Origin of the sequence: Corynebacterium sp. HMSC036D02, assembly GCF_001836165.1 — a bacterium.
In the GTDB taxonomy this organism is placed as follows: Bacteria; Actinomycetota; Actinomycetes; order Mycobacteriales; family Mycobacteriaceae; genus Corynebacterium.
Genome location: NZ_KV827652.1, coordinates 31580 through 46302, shown reverse-complemented (window position 1 = coordinate 46302; position 14723 = coordinate 31580). Strand labels below are relative to the sequence as shown.

The window sequence follows — 14723 nt, the reverse complement described above, 5'->3', positions numbered from 1 at the left end:
GCTATGCTCGGGCCTATGACTTCCTATGACCCCGAAACCGTGGGCTTCTTTGACATCGCCCACGAAGGCGCCCAAGCGCGCGTGGTGGCTGCATCCGTGCCGGAGCTGGCCCGGCTCCTGGGTGGGCTGCGCCCGCGCAGCCTCGTCATCTTGGCCGCGGATCAGATTTCGCGCGCCGCCGCGCATGTTGCTGTGGGCCTAGCCGAGCCCGCTGAAGTCCCCATCATGGTCAGCGAATCACTGCCGCACTTTACTGGTGCACTCGATGTCGTGGTGGTGGCGGGGGATAGCCCGTGGGCGGAGCGTGCGCTGCATACTGCTGCGCGCCGGGGTGCCACGACAGTCCTTCTCAATGAGATCGAGGATGCTCCCGAGGACACCATCGTCATCGACACCTTGCCCACCGCCGAAGGGATTTCCCCGGTGCGCGTGATTACAGCTGTGCACGCCGTGTACGCGGTGCTGAGTGAGGACCCAGTTCTCGTTTCCCGCCGCGTGGAGGACATCGCCGATGCCGTGGACCGTGAGCTGGAAGCACTATCCCCGCAACGTGACTCCACGACGAACCCTGGGCGCGCGTTGCGTGAATTCGTAGAGGGCGGGCGAGTCATCCACAGCTGTGGGCCCGATCCTTATGCGCTGTCGGAGGAGCGCACGCGCGTGCACCTCGACGCGCTTGTTGCCCGCATGGCTGGCGCGCTGTGGGCAGCCCACGGGCTGGGAGGGACCGTTGTTGATGCGGAAGGCTTAGGGCCGATTCTGCAGACAGACCCGACTGACATCTTCTATGACCCGTTTGAAACGGAAGAGCCTTTGGTACCCTTGAAAGTTGTTTTATGGGGACAGGAAGAGGCGAACCTTCCCCACTCTTTCGCAGCAGCGAGCGCCGACACCTCCTGTGGGGAATTGGCCCGCGCGCTGCAGCTGATTACGCGCAGTTATGCCGCGACCGCCTACGACGTGAAATAGAGGATTTCAATGAAGTTGCTCACCAGCGCTGCCCGCAATTATTCGTGGGGTTCGCGCACGCTTATCCCGACGCTGCTCGGCGAACCAGAAGCCCACAGCCCGGTAGCTGAGCTGTGGTTCGGTGCGCATCCGGCTGACCCTTCAACGATTGGGGAGGAGAAGCTGGATGAGATCATCGCGGCCGACCCCGAAGGACAGCTGGGGCAGCGGGTGGCGGATAAATACGGCGCCGGCCTGCCCTTCCTGCTGAAGATTCTGGCGGCAGCTGAGCCGCTATCGCTGCAGGCGCATCCTTCGAAGATGCAGGCCGAGGAAGGTTTTGCCCGTGAGAACGCGGCGGGAATCGAACTCACGGCAGCCAACCGGAACTACAAGGATGACAACCACAAGCCGGAGCTCATCGTGGCGCTCACCGAGTTTTATGCCATGGCGGGCTTCCGCCCCCTCGCGCAGACCCGTAGCCTCTTCGCGGCTTTGGAATGCGAAGAACTAGCGCACTATGAAGGCATGCTCGACGCGGATCCAGCCGCCGAAGGCGATAGCCTCCGTGCGCTGTTTACCACGTGGATTACTATTCCTGGCGCCAAGCGCAAGGAGCTGATCAGCGCGGTAGTGGCCGCTGGTGAGCGGCTCCGCAGCGCCCAGGCTGGTGAGCCGTGGATGGCCACCGTAATGGGTACCGTGGCCAAGCTCAATGAACAGTACCCAGGTGATATCGGCGTTCTGGGAGCGCTTCTGCTCAACCACATTGTCCTGCAGCCGGGAGAGGCGATTTACCTCGACGCCGGGCAGCTGCATGCCTATGTCTCCGGCTTAGGCGTGGAGATCATGGCCAACTCCGATAACGTGCTGCGCGGCGGATTGACCCCGAAGTTCGTTGACGTTCCTGAACTGGTCAAGGTCCTTACCTACGAGGCGGCTGAAGACCCGCGCGTGGACCTGGTGGATGCCTCCGAAACCGGAAACGTGAAGGGTGCTAAGGCATGGTCTTATCCGGTACCGATTGAGGAATTCCTGCTGGACCGTGTGGAGCTTTCCGGCGAGGAGAGCGTCGACGTCGACAGCGATGGCCCGATGATTCTGTTGTGTACCTCCGGCGCAGCTGCGTTGAGCAACGCAGAGGGAGAGAGCCTCAGCTTAAGCGCGGGCCACGCTGCGTGGATCCCTGCTAGCGACCCGGCAGCCACCGTCCGCGCTGCCGGTGCCGAGGACACTGAGGTATTCATCGCCCGCGTCTAAGCCCGCGGCGGGGCGGCAAGCCTTAAAACTGCAGAGCTGCCCAGGCTTTGTTTGCGCCTGGGCAGCTATGGGGGAATTTAAGCAGACTCTGTGAACGCCGGTCTGGCAGTTGGCTCGGGGGAGCTTTCAGCTGGAGCAGTGGCGGAGGGGGTTGCTGCAGAAGGTTCCTCGGCAACGGGGGCATCATCCGTCGGTGCAGCTGGGGTGGGAGCCTCGTTGCTTCGGTGGGTTTCGGTTTCGCGCCCCAGCGCTTTCACACCATTGCCGCCTTGTGGGGCGGTTCCTTCCCACGGCTTCTTGCCAGCTTCGCGGGGGTCTGCGGGATCCTTCCGCTCCTCATAAGGTGCGGGAGCTTCGTGGGTGAACCCAGCTGGCCGCGGATTGAAGGTTCCAGGGGAGTCGGAAGGTTCTGATCGCGGGGGAGTGGGTTCCTCAGGCTGTGGCTGAGGTTGCCCGGAGGACTGCGGGCCAGCGTGGTGGTCCTCCGTTGGGCTCTCCTGCGGAACGACGGTCGGTGATTCCGGTGTGGTCGGCGGCTGCGTCGGCTCTGAGCTCGGCTGAGGAGAACCCGGTGCTGGCGACTCAGGGGCAGTCGTAGCGGAACCCTCGGATGGCGGCGCAGTGGGCGCCGTGCTGAGCGGCGCTTGCGGGTACTGAGTGTTCGGGGTTACCTGTGGCTGTTGGTTCTGCAGCGAGGAGACATTGTCAGGGCGGTAGACAGCCGTGGGTGCAGCCGGTTCCGTGCGGTTTACTACGGCATTCGGTGCCAAGTACGGGTCCTCCGCGGGTGCGGCAACCTGGGTCTGGGACTGCTTGGAGCGCGTCGAGCTCGGGGAGGCCGTGGTGGTGTAGGAGTGCGTTGCCGAGGATGACGTGGCCGGAGCGCTCGACGCAGCGGTGGCGGCGGAGGGCTTGGAGACCACGGAATCCGGCGCGCTCATGCGCCACACTGCGATGCCAACGGCGACGGCACACAGGAGGCCTACCACGACGAAAGCCACAATGCGGCGAGGGGTGCTCGTCATGCGGGGCGCTCTCCTTCCTACTTAAAATGCTGCGCAAAAGCCTGCTCAAATGTCACAAGACGGTAACAACGATAACACGAAACTGAGGATAGTAAATGGGCTGGGCAATAATCCCCGTGCATTTCTTATGCAAGCCGGTATTCGGAGCGCTGTAGAAGGAGAGAAATGTGAAAGAGGAAGGAAAGGTAAATAGGTAGCTCTGTAATAAAACGGGACTGCAGGACCAAGCCTTGCATACGTGCGCCTAAAGAATGGTAGAAATTGGATTAGATAGCGGCTGCGCGGCGTGCCCCGCCCGCGAATCCGCACCGGCAACCGTGGATAAAAGAACACAGACCCCTAATTCACCAGAGCATTAAGGAGAAAACAATGAGCTCATGGGATGAAGACATCTTCGCTGACGAGGCCAACGTCGACTTCTTGGATGAACTGGCTGATCTAGAGGATGAAGAGATCGTTGCTGCGGTCGATGATGCCTGCGCGCTCGCGGTCTCAGGCGAGGCGCAGACTGAGGAGGAACAGCGCAACGCCCTAGCAGCGGCCACGATCGCCGCCATCTGGGCAGGTGCTCCGTTCAGCGCCGGGGAGGTCGTTGAGGACTACCCCTTCATCCGGGATCTCGCCGGATCCGGCAGCGAGAACCTGAACGAAAATGCCCTCGAGCTCATCGAAAGCGTGGAGGAAGACTATGATCTCGAGCCCTTCATTGAGGCTCTGTCGTAGAGGCAGCTTTCCTAGACACAGCTCGAGCACCAGATACACCAAGCATGCTGATCAGTATTGAAGGAATTGACGGCGCGGGTAAAAACACCATCACCCAGCGCTTGCGGGAAGAACTAGCCTGCGATGTCGAAGTCTTAAGCTTCCCACGCTACGAAGACTCCATCCATGCTCAGCTCGCGCAGGAGGCACTCTACGGGCGTATGGGTGACCTCACCGATTCGGTCTACGGGATGGCCACGCTCTTTGCGCTGGATCGGCGGGGCGCCAAGGAGCAGCTCCTCGCCGCCGCTGAATCCACGGATACTCTGCTTATTTTGGACCGCTATGTGGCCTCCAACGCCGCGTACTCCTCCGCGCGAGTGGGAGGGGAGCTCATCGTCGATTGGATTTATGAGCTCGAATTCGAGCGCTTCGGCCTACCAGTGCCGCAACTGCAGATCTTTTTGGATACCGACGTTGCCCTTGCCGGCCAGCGTGCCGTGGCCCGTGCAGCCGAGGATGAAGGACGCAATCGCGACCGCTATGAGCGCGATGCCGCGTTGCAGTCACGCACGGCGTCTGCCTACCGCCGCTTGGCAGAGCAACAGTGGGCAGGGCAGTGGATCGCTACAGCGGATGCCGATATGATTATCCAAGCTGTCAAGGAGCTTGTAGGAGAATAATAAAGTGGCACCGAAAATCTTGGTCGTGGATGATGACCCGGCAATTGCCGAAATGCTCACCATCGTGCTCGAGGCAGAAGGGCTGGAACCTATTGCCGTCAACGATGGTAATGAGGCCATCCCGGCCTTCCGCGAGCACGACCCAGATCTGATCCTGTTGGATCTCATGCTTCCGGGCATGAACGGCGTTGATATCTGCCGTGCCATCCGTACCGAGTCCTCGGTGCCCATCGTGATGCTCACCGCAAAGACCGATACCGTCGATGTGGTCCTTGGCCTCGAATCAGGGGCGGATGACTACATCACCAAGCCCTTCAAGCCGAAAGAGCTCATCGCCCGCATCCGTGCGCGCCTGCGCCGGATTGACGGAGGTACAGGCGAAATTATCGAGGTAGGGGACCTGCTTATCGACGTCCCCGAGCACACCGTCACCCGCAAGGGCGGCGAGGAGATTTCGCTGACCCCGCTGGAATTCGACCTCCTGCTGGAAATGGCTCGAAAGCCCGGACAGGTGCACACCCGCGAGGCGTTGCTCGAATCTGTCTGGGGCTACCGCCACGCTTCCGATACTCGCCTGGTCAACGTGCATGTTCAGCGCCTGCGCGCAAAGATCGAGCATGACCCAGAGGATCCGCACATCGTGCTCACGGTACGCGGTGTGGGATACAAGACTGGAAAAGTCGCCGAGTAAAGGACTACCGCTATTTTTGGTTGGTTAAGGCGAGCCCGGGATGGCGTCGTCGAGCGCTGGCGCACGTCCCTGCAGACACGCGTCTTGGGCATGATGCTGGTCGCCTCCACGGTGGTCATGATCATCCTGGCTTATGCGCTGGTGTCGGTGTTGACACAACAGCTGGTGAGCCAGAAGGAAGACACTGCACTGCAGGAGCTCGACCGCGCCCGCGTGGCCGTGGAACAGCAGATCGACGCCACCGGCACAGCAAATTCAACGCAGGTGCGCATCAACTCTGCTCGCGCCGCCTTGGGCCAAATGTCGGCGCAGCAACCCGATGCCCAAGCTGTGTATGAGCCGGTCATCGTCGTTGAAAACTCAGACGGCACGGCCACGACCTCGCCGGAGGGCTACCGCATTCCCGATGGCATGCGCGAGCTCGTCGGCCGCGGTCAGGTTGTCCAGCAATACGCCACGGTGGACCAGCAGTCGGGGGCGACTTATAACGCGTTGATGGTGGGCACGCCCATCGAAAGTGATATCCCGAATACCCAGGTCTACCTCGTATTGTCCATGGAATCCGAGGAATCCACGATGGCGCTTATGCGGGGTTTGCTCTCGGCCGCCGGAGTGGTGGTTGTGGTCCTCCTCGTCGGCATTGCCTGGCTGGCCACCCAGCAGGTGATCGTTCCGATTCGTTCCGCATCCCGCATTGCGCAACGATTTGCCGCCGGCCACCTGCGCGAGCGCATGGTGGTCAACTCGGATGATGAGATGGGCCGCCTTGCTTCCTCTTTCAATGACATGGCAGACAAGCTGTCAAAGCAGATTACCCAGCTGGAGGAGTACGGCAACCTCCAGCGGCAATTCACGTCCGATGTCTCTCACGAGTTGCGCACGCCACTAACGACGGTGCGCATGGCGGCGGATGTCATCGCGGAAGACGCAGAAGAGTTCAATCCCTACACCAAACGTTCGGCGGAGCTGCTCATCAAGGAGCTGGATCGTTTCGAAGACTTGCTCGCGGACCTGTTGGAGATCTCTCGCCACGATGCAGGCGTTGCTGATTTGTCCACTGCCTCCATCGATATTCGCTCCTGCGTGGACTCCGCACTGAGCCAGGTGGAGCACCTCGCCGCAGAGTTGGGGGTGGAGGTAATCGTTCATGCCCCAGAGGAACCCGTGGCTGTGGAATGCGATTCGCGCCGCGTCGAGCGCATCTTGCGTAACCTTCTCGCGAACGCCATTGATCACTCTGAAGGCAACCCCGTCACCGTGGATATCGGGGCGACTGAGGATGCCGTTGGCATCGCCGTCACCGATTCTGGTGTGGGACTCAAAGAAGGCCAGGAGGAACTGGTGTTCAACCGCTTCTGGCGCGCGGATTCCTCGCGCAAGCGCCACTCAGGCGGGACCGGCTTGGGCTTAGCCATCGCTCGCGAGGATGCCGTGCTCCATGGAGGCACTCTGGATGCCATCGGCTACTTCGGCGTTGGCTCGCGCTTCCGTCTGATCCTGCCACGCACTCCGGGGGAAGCGGTGGAATCTGAGCCCATTGCCCTCGAGGTCCCCGGTGCTTCGAAGCCCGTCGAAGCGGAGGAACAGTCTGCGTTCGAGGTGAGCACTGAACCAGGAGCCCTTGCAGTAAAGGCAGAGCCAGATAACGGGATAGTGTGGCCCTCGGAGCGCGAAGCGCGTGGAGCGGAAGCACCGTTCAATCAAGACATCGTCCCCGATTTCGACGAGGAGGCCCAGCGATGATTCCGGCCCGCCGCCCACTCGCAGTACTCAGCTGCGTTGCGCTTACTACCCTCGTCGGGTGCTCGACCTTGCCACATAACACCGATCCCCAGGTGATCGGCACCTTTGAACCGCATGAGCGGGCAGATGATGCCGTCGTGGAGCCCCGCACCGATAGCGAACCGGACCTTTTAGTCCGTGACTTTTATTCGGCCGTGGCGATTCCCACTGGTAACTACGCTGCTGCCCGCACCTTCCTTTCTTCCGAAATCGCTAATTCTTGGGATCCCACGGATACCGTGCTCGTCGTGGACTCCATCGACCTTGTGACCTCAAACATGGAAGACGGTGCCCTCGAGTATTCGGTGCGCGGCAACATCATCGGCCGTCTGGCGAATGGCGGGGCCTATGTCCCGGATAACTCACGCCTTGAGGCGACTGTCCGACTGCGCCAGTTCAATGGGCAATGGCGCATTACGGACCTGCCCACCGGCGCGGTGATCGAGCGCACGGAACTGCGCAACCGCTACCGCCCGCAGTCGCTGTACTTCTTCGGTATAGCCCAGCGCCTACTAGTGGCGGACCGCAGGTGGCTCTACTCAGGGAAGGACTCGATCGCTTCAGAGCTGGTCACCCTCTTGCTACAGGGCCCGTCTTCCGATATTGCTCCGGCGACGTCCACCCTGATCCCGAAGGATGCCACTTTCTTAGGCATCAACGATGGCGTGTATGAATTCAGTGGTATGTCAGCAATGAGCCAGGAGGAGCGCCTCAAATTTGCCTCCCAGTTGGTCTGGACTCTCAACAATGCGGAGATCACTAGTTCGGTGCGCGCCACCATCGATGGCAGCCCCTTGGTTGACAACATGGAGGAGATGACCATCGATGATTTCGCCGAGTTTAACCCAGAGGTAGCTGCCCAATCCGTGCCCAAGCTCTACGCCGTCAACGACGGCTCGCTGCTGGAAGTCAAGGGCGAAGGTAGCACCGAGGTACAGGGCATGGCCGGCCAGATCCACGACATCCAGTCTGCCGATATCTCGGATGAGGGGATGGTGGCCGCGGTGCGTAAGCGTTCTGAGAAGGAATCGCAGCTGGCGATGGGCGAGCTCGGCCACGAACTCAAGGATTCGGTCAAGGGCGAAACCCTAGCCCGCCCCACCTTCGAGGTGGGCGGCCAGGTGGCGTGGACCGTCGTCGATGGCAAACATGTAGTCCGTGTGACGCGTTCGCCGGCGACTGGCGAACTGAGCACTGCCGAGGTTGACACCTCCGCACTGGAGAACGTAGAGGGAGAAATCTCGGTCATCCGTCTGTCCCTCACGGGAGCCCGCATCGCCATGATCATCGACGGCAGCATTTATACCGGCGTGGTGGCCCGCGCGACTTCGGGCGAGCGGCGCATCGTCAACATCCACCAAGTTGGCCCAGAGCTGACTGGCTCGGCCTTGTCCGTGGAGTGGCAGACGGATGGTTCTTTGCTCGTGGGTACCTCGGCGTCGAACTCGCCCGTGTGGCGTATCGAGCAAGACGGTTCTTCTGCTACCACCTTGCCCACCGGAAATATCACCGCGCCTGTGGTGGCGGTGGCTTCCTCACCGTCGACGCACTACGTCACCGATGCGCATGCCCTACTGCAGCTTCCCGCAGGCGGATCTGAACGCTCGTATTGGCGTGAAGTCGAAGGTCTGCAGGGAGTGCGCTCTTCCCCCATTATCGCGCGCTAGAGTCGCGCTACAGTGGGGTGCATGCCGAAGAATCGGGGGATAGGGGAGGCCACGGTCGCTCTCGTGGAGCTTTTCTTGCCACGTCCCTGCGCCGGGTGCGGGGGAGAAACAGCTGCGGGCGGGGTGTTGTGCACGTCCTGCCAGGAACACTTGCGGCAGGTTCCGCGCCGGGTGGAACGGCCGCAACCTTTGGGGTTTCCGGCATGGGCTCTTGGACCCTATTCCGATACTCGCCGTGGGGTCATCATTGCCATGAAGGAACGTGGGCACCGCGCAGTGCGTGCTCATCTCGGGGCGGTGTTCGCCGCCGGCATCGATTACTTGCGCGCCCGAGGTGATATCCCGGAGACCGGGTTGCTTGTGCCGGCGCCGACGCGTGTGTCTTCGGTGCGTCGCCGCGGTGGCGATCCTGTTGCTTCGCTGTGCCAGGCAGCGGCTGCCAGACTTCCGGGCTGGGCTGTGGTCAATGCCTTGAGTACGGCTGAAAGCAGCGCGGACCAATCGGAGCTCAGCGCCGCGGAGCGCGCTGATAACATGCGGACAGCCGTGCTGTTGCGTCCCGCCGCCCGCGAACTGGTGGGGAAGAGCGTGCTGCTTGTCGACGACGTCATCACCACCGGCGCAACGCTGCGCGCCAGCGCCGCGCGTGTGTGGGCTATCGGGGGTGACGTTGCGGGCGCGATTGTGCTGGCAGATGCGTAGGGTGGGCCGCTATCGAGCTTAGGTGGAGGGGGCCAGTCACCGCGTTGGTTATGACCAGTGGTAGCATGAGGGGTGTCACAGGGAAGCGGGCTTTCGGCCCCTCATCACAGGCTTGTGGAAGTCCGCAGAATGTGCAGTCATTCAGTCCCCACGAGTATAGGGAGGCATTTCATGTCCCAGCAGACCAACGCTCAGGTCACCATCACCGGCCGTAACGTGGAGGTTCCGGAGCACTTCCAGGAACGTGTCACTGAAAAACTAGCCAAGATCGAGCGCCTTGATCCGACCCTGACCTTCTTCCACGTGGAGCTGCAGCACGAGCCGAACCCGCGCCGCGAGTCCGAGGCAGAGCGTCTGCAGATCACCGCTACCGGTAAGGGGCACATCGCTCGCGCCGAGGCGAAGGAAGATTCTTTCTATGCGGCACTCGAGACTGCCCTGGGCAAGATGGAGCGCTCCCTGCGCAAGGTTAAGGTGCGCCGTGAGAACGTGAAGTCCGGCCACCGCGCCCAGAAGGGTACTGGCCAGATCGCTGCTGAGCTGGTCGCTGAAGCTGAGGCAGCTAAGCCTGCTAAGGAAGAGCGCTACATCGATCCCTACGCCGAGACCGTCGAGGATGTTCGCCCGGGCCAGGTCGTCCGCTTCAAGGAGCACCCGGCAACCCCGATGTCTGTCGATGATGCGCTCAGCGAGATGGAGCTGGTCGGCCACGACTTCTACCTTTTCATCAACGAGGAGAACAACAAGCCTTCCGTGGTTTACCGCCGTCACGCATTCGATTACGGTCTCATCTCCCTCACGGATGCTGATGCTTAAGGCCTAAGCCTTAAAGGCCTTGGGGCCTAGTGCACAGGCTCCCTGCCCCGCAGCGCACACGCGCAGCGAGACAGGGAGCCTTCTTATTTCTCTATTAAGCATTGTTAATCTTTGATCTTCTCTTTTTCGTGACGGATGAGGGGGCGTCCTGCAAACGCCGGGGTGGGGGGGGCAGAATTACGCTTTGGTCTGGGTGGCGAACTGTAAGGGAAAAGCTAGTGAGTACAATGGCGACGAGTTAACTTATTTGTCGCGACAAGAAGGACTATCTAGACGTGTTTGGACTTTCCAAGCTGCTCCGTGCCGGTGAGGGACGCACCGTCAAGCGCCTGGCCAAAATTGCAGATGATGTTATTGCCCTAGAAGATAAATTCGCGGCGCTGTCGGACGACGAGCTCAAGGCTAAGACTGATGAGTTTAAGAAGCGTCTGGCGGATGGCGAAAAGATGAATGACATCCTGCTCGAAGCCTTCGCCACCGTGCGTGAGGCCGCCTGGCGTGTGCTTGATCAGAAGCACTACAAGGTGCAGATTATGGGTGGTGCCGCCCTGCACTTCGGCAACGTCGCTGAGATGCGCACCGGTGAGGGCAAGACCCTGACCTCGCTGCTGCCGGCCTACCTCAATGCGCTGGAGGGTAAGGGCGTACACATCGTGACGGTCAACGATTACTTGGCCAAGCGTGACGCCGAGATGATGGGCCGTGTCCACCGCTGGCTGGGCCTCACTGTTGGCGTCATCCTCTCCGAAATGCGCCCTGCGGAGCGCAAGGAAGCTTATGCTTGCGACATCACTTACGGCACTAACAATGAGCTGGGCTTTGACTACCTGCGCGACAACATGGTCCGCTCGCTCAATGACACGGTCCAGCGTGGCCACAATTACTGCATCGTGGATGAGGTTGACTCCATCCTGATCGACGAGGCCCGTACCCCGCTCATTATTTCCGGACCGGTCGACGGCTCCTCCCAGTTCTACGGCGTTTTCTCCAAGTTGGCGCCGAAGATGCGCGAGGGCATCCACTACGAGGTGGACCACAAGAAGCGCACCATTGGTGTGCTGGAGGAGGGCGTCGAATTCGTCGAGGATCAGCTGGGTATTGAAAACCTCTACGCCCCGGAGCACTCCCAGTTGGTGTCCTACCTCAACAATGCTTTGAAGGCGAAGGAGCTCTTCACCCGCGATAAGGACTACATTGTCCGCAACGGCGAAGTGCTGATCGTGGATAGCTTCACCGGTCGCGTTCTGGCTGGTCGTCGCTACAACGAAGGCATGCACCAGGCCATTGAGGCAAAGGAAGAGGTGGAGATCAAGAACGAGAACCAGACTCTCGCCACCGTTACGCTCCAGAACTACTTCCGTCTCTACGACAAGATTTCCGGCATGACCGGTACTGCAGAGACCGAGGCTGCTGAGCTGCACTCCATCTACGGGCTAGACGTGGTGCCGATTCCGACTAATAAGCCGAACCAGCGTACCGACCACTCCGACCGCATCTACAAGACCCAGGAAGCCAAGTTCGCTGCGGCGGTGGATGACATCGAGGAGCACGTTGCCGAAGGCCAGCCGGTGCTGGTAGGTACCACCTCCGTGGAGCGCTCCGAGTACCTCTCGCAGCTGTTGAGCAAGCGCGGAATCAAGCACTCGGTGCTCAATGCGAAGCACCACGAGGAAGAGGGTCAGATCGTCGCCCGTGCCGGCCGCCCCGGCGCCGTAACCGTAGCCACCAACATGGCCGGCCGCGGTACCGATATCGTGCTCGGCGGTAACCCCGAGGTCATCCTGGATGAGAAGCTGCGCGAGCGCGGCCTCGATCCCTTCGAGGATGAAGAAAAGTACCAGGAGGCCTGGGACGCAGAGATCGATCAGGAGAGGGAACGCTCCAAGCGCCTGGGCGACGAGGTCCGCGAGGCCGGCGGCCTGTACGTATTGGGCACTGAGCGCCACGAGTCGCGTCGTATTGATAACCAGCTGCGCGGCCGTTCCGGCCGTCAGGGTGACCCGGGTGAGACCCGCTTCTACCTGTCCATGCGTGATGAGCTCATGGTGCGCTTCGTGGGCCAATCCATGGAAAATATGATGAACCGCCTCAACGTGCCGGATGATGTGCCGATTGAGGCCAAGATGGTGTCTAACTCCATCAAGGGTGCACAGGCGCAGGTGGAGAACCAGAACTTTGAGATGCGTAAGAACGTGCTCAAGTACGATGAGGTACTCAATGAGCAGCGCAAGGTTGTATACGCCACCCGCCACGACATCCTCGAGGCCAGCGACATCAAGGACAACATCCGCGAGATGATCAACGATACCGTGTCTGCTTACGTGGCGGGCGCGACAGCCACCGGATACGTGGAGGACTGGAACCTAGACGAGCTGTGGAATGCGCTGGAGTCCCTCTACGGGCCGACTATGACGCACGAGGAGCTTGTCGACGGTACCGAGTACGGCTCCGCCGGCGAGATCTCTGCGGAGCAGCTGCGCGATGCACTGTTGGTTGATGCGAACTCTGAGTATGACCAACTCGAAGAAGCCGTGAGCGCCATCGGCGGCGAAAGCCAGATGCGCAATACCGAGCGCATGATCATCCTGCCGATTATTGACCAGAAGTGGCGCGAGCACCTCTACGAGATGGATTACCTCAAGGAAGGTATCGGTCTGCGTGCCATGGCGCAGCGCGATCCTCTGGTGGAGTACCAGAAGGAAGGCGGCGACATGTTCAATGCCATGAATGACGCGGTCAAGGAAGAAACCGTGCGCCAGCTGTTTATGCTGCGCAAGCAGTTCAAGGCGCAGGAAGAGGCGAATGCCGCGGGTGAAGCGGAAGCATAGGACAACACTGAAGCGCCAGCGTTAGCCAACGCAAGACGCCGTGGGAATCTTTCCCCACGGCGTCTTTTTATTGGAAGTAGTTAGGTATATACTGGCAGAACGTTAATTGTTTTTCTTCGGAGGTTGAGTTAGTATGCGTCGCTTGTCTCTGCGAGTAGGTCTATCCGTGTTCGCATCTGCCACCCTGCTGGGTGGCGGCGCAGCTGCTTCGGCTTTGGAACTAACCCCGGAAGAGCAGTGTCAGCTGGCCTCCGTATTGGACTCTCAGAGCGATGACTCCTTGAAGGACGCTGCACTTAGCTCACAGGATGTTGTCTCCACTCAGTGTGGCGCGGTGCCTGAACCGGAAAGCTTTGATGAAGCTACTGCGAAGCTTCCCGTGGTTGGGGCCACCATGTTTGGCGGCATCAGCCTAGCTTTGGTGAGCGCTTCTGCGGCCTTCGCCGGAATCGATTGGACACCCATCCTGATCAAGCTGGGATCGCTGTTCTAAGACCAAGGCTAAGCCATAGGTTTGCTTTCTAATCCTCTCTAAAACCTCAAGAACCTCGTCCTCAGAACCTCTTTCTCTTGAGTCAGTGGGTTTGCAGGCCGCCCGAAAGTAAGCGGAATGACCGCAGGTATCGGCCGGTTGCAGCGCCGGTAAAAGCGCGCCGTGTTGAGCCTAAGAGCACCGAACCGAAGAACTCACCATTTGAGCGCGCGTGTAAGCTGCGCAGCGTCATTCCTCCGTGTGATTCCGCCGCTGCCTGGGCTTTCCTCCAGGCGCGCACATGCTTAGTGATTTCCGGGGCAAAGCGCGGGTTATTGAGATGACTCAAAGGCCGCAAGGCGGCGGCGACTTCGAGAACTATGACAACGAGACCACGGATCTCTTCCCGCGTGGCTAGGTCGCGAGCTGTGGGCTCGCGCTCGTAGCGGATGCGTTGCGGGGCAACATACAGTTGTAGGTGGCTCATGCCGGGGATGGGGGTGTACATGTCAATCGCGTCCTCTTCCGCAATGCGCGGTACGGAGGAAGGCGCTGAAGCAACGAATGGGAAAGGGCACAGAGAAGGAAGCTGGATGCACGTTCATTGTGCCATGGCAGCCCCGTCTGCGGCTAGAGCTTTGCAGCGCATCGGCCGGTGAGAGCAGGCGGGCGGTATGTTCGCTATACTTTCGGACGATAAACACAGTTCAATGCGAAGGGTAGATAAAATGCGTGGACTCATCGTCGATTTTGTAGGCGTGCTTGACGGCACCGAGGAGGACGTCAAGCGCTGGAGGGAATTATTCGCCGCCGCGAAATCCAACGGAGTTGCCACCGCTATCCTTTCCAACGATCCGGGCGGCCCAGGCGCGGAGCACATCCGTGAGTGGGAATACCGCGGCATCGTGGATGCCGTGGTGCTCTCCGGCGAGGTTGGCGCTGAGAAGCCGGACCGTGCTGCCTTCCAAGCCGCGGCAGATGCTATCGACCTGCCGATTAATGATTGCGTCATGGTGGATGATTCCATCGTTAACGTGCGCGCTGCTGTGGAGAACGGCATGGTGGGCATGCTCTACACGGTCTTCGATCGCACAAGCGTTGAGGTCCAGGCAGTCTTCGACATTGAAGGTGAGTTCTAAGTGTCGAA

General features: G+C 60.4%; 14 protein-coding genes. 12 read left to right on the top strand and 2 right to left on the bottom strand.

What is annotated here, in order from left to right; translation table 11 throughout:
- The first annotated feature begins 15 nt into the window (after positions 1-15).
- Both HMPREF2743_RS02435 and manA read left to right on the top strand, forming a co-directional pair.
- A complete protein-coding gene (locus HMPREF2743_RS02435) occupies positions 16-969 on the top strand; it encodes an exopolyphosphatase (protein ID WP_246818714.1) in 954 nt (317 codons plus the stop codon).
- A 9-nt stretch (positions 970-978) separates the two neighbouring features.
- A complete protein-coding gene (gene manA / locus HMPREF2743_RS02430; RefSeq protein WP_070526254.1) occupies positions 979-2208 on the top strand; it encodes a mannose-6-phosphate isomerase, class I in 1230 nt (409 codons plus the stop codon).
- 77 nt (positions 2209-2285) lie between these two features.
- Here manA and HMPREF2743_RS02425 read toward each other — a convergent pair whose 3' ends face one another.
- Positions 2286-3233, bottom strand: coding sequence for a DNA-directed RNA polymerase II (locus HMPREF2743_RS02425; RefSeq protein WP_070526252.1), 948 nt, complete (start codon positions 3231-3233; stop codon positions 2286-2288).
- Between the two features lie 369 nt (positions 3234-3602).
- Here HMPREF2743_RS02425 and HMPREF2743_RS02420 point away from each other — a divergent pair, with 369 nt between their 5' ends.
- The 9 genes from HMPREF2743_RS02420 to HMPREF2743_RS02380 all read left to right on the top strand — a co-directional run bounded on the left by HMPREF2743_RS02420 (position 3603) and on the right by HMPREF2743_RS02380 (position 13597).
- Complete coding sequence (locus HMPREF2743_RS02420) at positions 3603-3956, top strand: DUF4259 domain-containing protein (protein WP_070526249.1); 354 nt, start codon at positions 3603-3605, stop codon at positions 3954-3956.
- 44 nt (positions 3957-4000) lie between these two features.
- Complete coding sequence (locus HMPREF2743_RS02415; RefSeq protein WP_070818110.1) at positions 4001-4618, top strand: dTMP kinase; 618 nt, start codon at positions 4001-4003, stop codon at positions 4616-4618.
- A gap of 4 nt (positions 4619-4622) precedes the next feature.
- Positions 4623-5309 carry an MtrAB system response regulator MtrA gene (mtrA, locus tag HMPREF2743_RS02410; RefSeq protein WP_010189192.1) on the top strand — a complete coding sequence of 229 codons (687 nt, stop codon included), beginning with the start codon at positions 4623-4625 and terminating at the stop codon, positions 5307-5309.
- Positions 5310-5399: 90 nt separating this feature from the next.
- Positions 5400-7052, top strand: coding sequence for an MtrAB system histidine kinase MtrB (mtrB, locus tag HMPREF2743_RS02405; protein WP_070526242.1), 1653 nt, complete (start codon positions 5400-5402; stop codon positions 7050-7052).
- Positions 7049-8758 (top strand): MtrAB system accessory lipoprotein LpqB, encoded by a 1710-nt coding sequence (gene lpqB, locus HMPREF2743_RS02400; protein WP_070818109.1) that lies wholly within the window; start codon positions 7049-7051, stop codon positions 8756-8758. Before mtrB ends, lpqB begins: the two co-directional genes overlap by 4 nt.
- Positions 8759-8779: 21 nt before the next feature.
- A complete protein-coding gene (locus tag HMPREF2743_RS02395; protein ID WP_070526237.1) occupies positions 8780-9460 on the top strand; it encodes a ComF family protein in 681 nt (226 codons plus the stop codon).
- Between the two features lie 171 nt (positions 9461-9631).
- Positions 9632-10276 carry a ribosome hibernation-promoting factor, HPF/YfiA family gene (gene hpf / locus HMPREF2743_RS02390; RefSeq protein ID WP_010189188.1) on the top strand — a complete coding sequence of 215 codons (645 nt, stop codon included), beginning with the start codon at positions 9632-9634 and terminating at the stop codon, positions 10274-10276.
- A gap of 275 nt (positions 10277-10551) precedes the next feature.
- Positions 10552-13104 carry a preprotein translocase subunit SecA gene (secA, locus tag HMPREF2743_RS02385; RefSeq protein ID WP_070743880.1) on the top strand — a complete coding sequence of 851 codons (2553 nt, stop codon included), beginning with the start codon at positions 10552-10554 and terminating at the stop codon, positions 13102-13104.
- A 133-nt stretch (positions 13105-13237) separates the two neighbouring features.
- On the top strand, positions 13238-13597 hold the full coding sequence (locus HMPREF2743_RS02380) for a hypothetical protein (protein WP_070526233.1): 360 nt from the start codon (positions 13238-13240) through the stop codon (positions 13595-13597).
- A gap of 82 nt (positions 13598-13679) precedes the next feature.
- Here HMPREF2743_RS02380 and HMPREF2743_RS02375 read toward each other — a convergent pair whose 3' ends face one another.
- Positions 13680-14084 carry a hypothetical protein gene (locus HMPREF2743_RS02375; protein ID WP_070526227.1) on the bottom strand — a complete coding sequence of 135 codons (405 nt, stop codon included), beginning with the start codon at positions 14082-14084 and terminating at the stop codon, positions 13680-13682.
- 220 nt (positions 14085-14304) lie between these two features.
- Between HMPREF2743_RS02375 and HMPREF2743_RS02370 the strand changes: the two genes are divergently transcribed.
- Positions 14305-14715: an HAD-IA family hydrolase gene (locus tag HMPREF2743_RS02370; RefSeq protein ID WP_010189184.1), complete on the top strand. Its 411-nt coding sequence runs from the start codon at positions 14305-14307 to the stop codon at positions 14713-14715.
- The last annotated feature ends 8 nt before the right edge of the window (positions 14716-14723 follow it).

Coding starts and splice junctions, on each gene's coding strand:
- HMPREF2743_RS02380 (WP_070526233.1), top strand. CDS start 13,238: ATGCGTCGCTTGTCTCTGCGAGTAGGTCTATCCGTGTTCGCATCTGCC.
- HMPREF2743_RS02415 (WP_070818110.1), top strand. CDS start 4,001: ATGCTGATCAGTATTGAAGGAATTGACGGCGCGGGTAAAAACACCATC.
- HMPREF2743_RS02420 (WP_070526249.1), top strand. CDS start 3,603: ATGAGCTCATGGGATGAAGACATCTTCGCTGACGAGGCCAACGTCGAC.
- HMPREF2743_RS02370 (WP_010189184.1), top strand. CDS start 14,305: ATGCGTGGACTCATCGTCGATTTTGTAGGCGTGCTTGACGGCACCGAG.
- HMPREF2743_RS02425 (WP_070526252.1), bottom strand. CDS start 3,233: ATGACGAGCACCCCTCGCCGCATTGTGGCTTTCGTCGTGGTAGGCCTC.
- lpqB (WP_070818109.1), top strand. CDS start 7,049: ATGATTCCGGCCCGCCGCCCACTCGCAGTACTCAGCTGCGTTGCGCTT.
- mtrB (WP_070526242.1), top strand. CDS start 5,400: ATGATGCTGGTCGCCTCCACGGTGGTCATGATCATCCTGGCTTATGCG.
- hpf (WP_010189188.1), top strand. CDS start 9,632: ATGTCCCAGCAGACCAACGCTCAGGTCACCATCACCGGCCGTAACGTG.
- manA (WP_070526254.1), top strand. CDS start 979: ATGAAGTTGCTCACCAGCGCTGCCCGCAATTATTCGTGGGGTTCGCGC.
- HMPREF2743_RS02395 (WP_070526237.1), top strand. CDS start 8,780: ATGCCGAAGAATCGGGGGATAGGGGAGGCCACGGTCGCTCTCGTGGAG.
- HMPREF2743_RS02375 (WP_070526227.1), bottom strand. CDS start 14,084: ATGTACACCCCCATCCCCGGCATGAGCCACCTACAACTGTATGTTGCC.
- HMPREF2743_RS02435 (WP_246818714.1), top strand. CDS start 16: ATGACTTCCTATGACCCCGAAACCGTGGGCTTCTTTGACATCGCCCAC.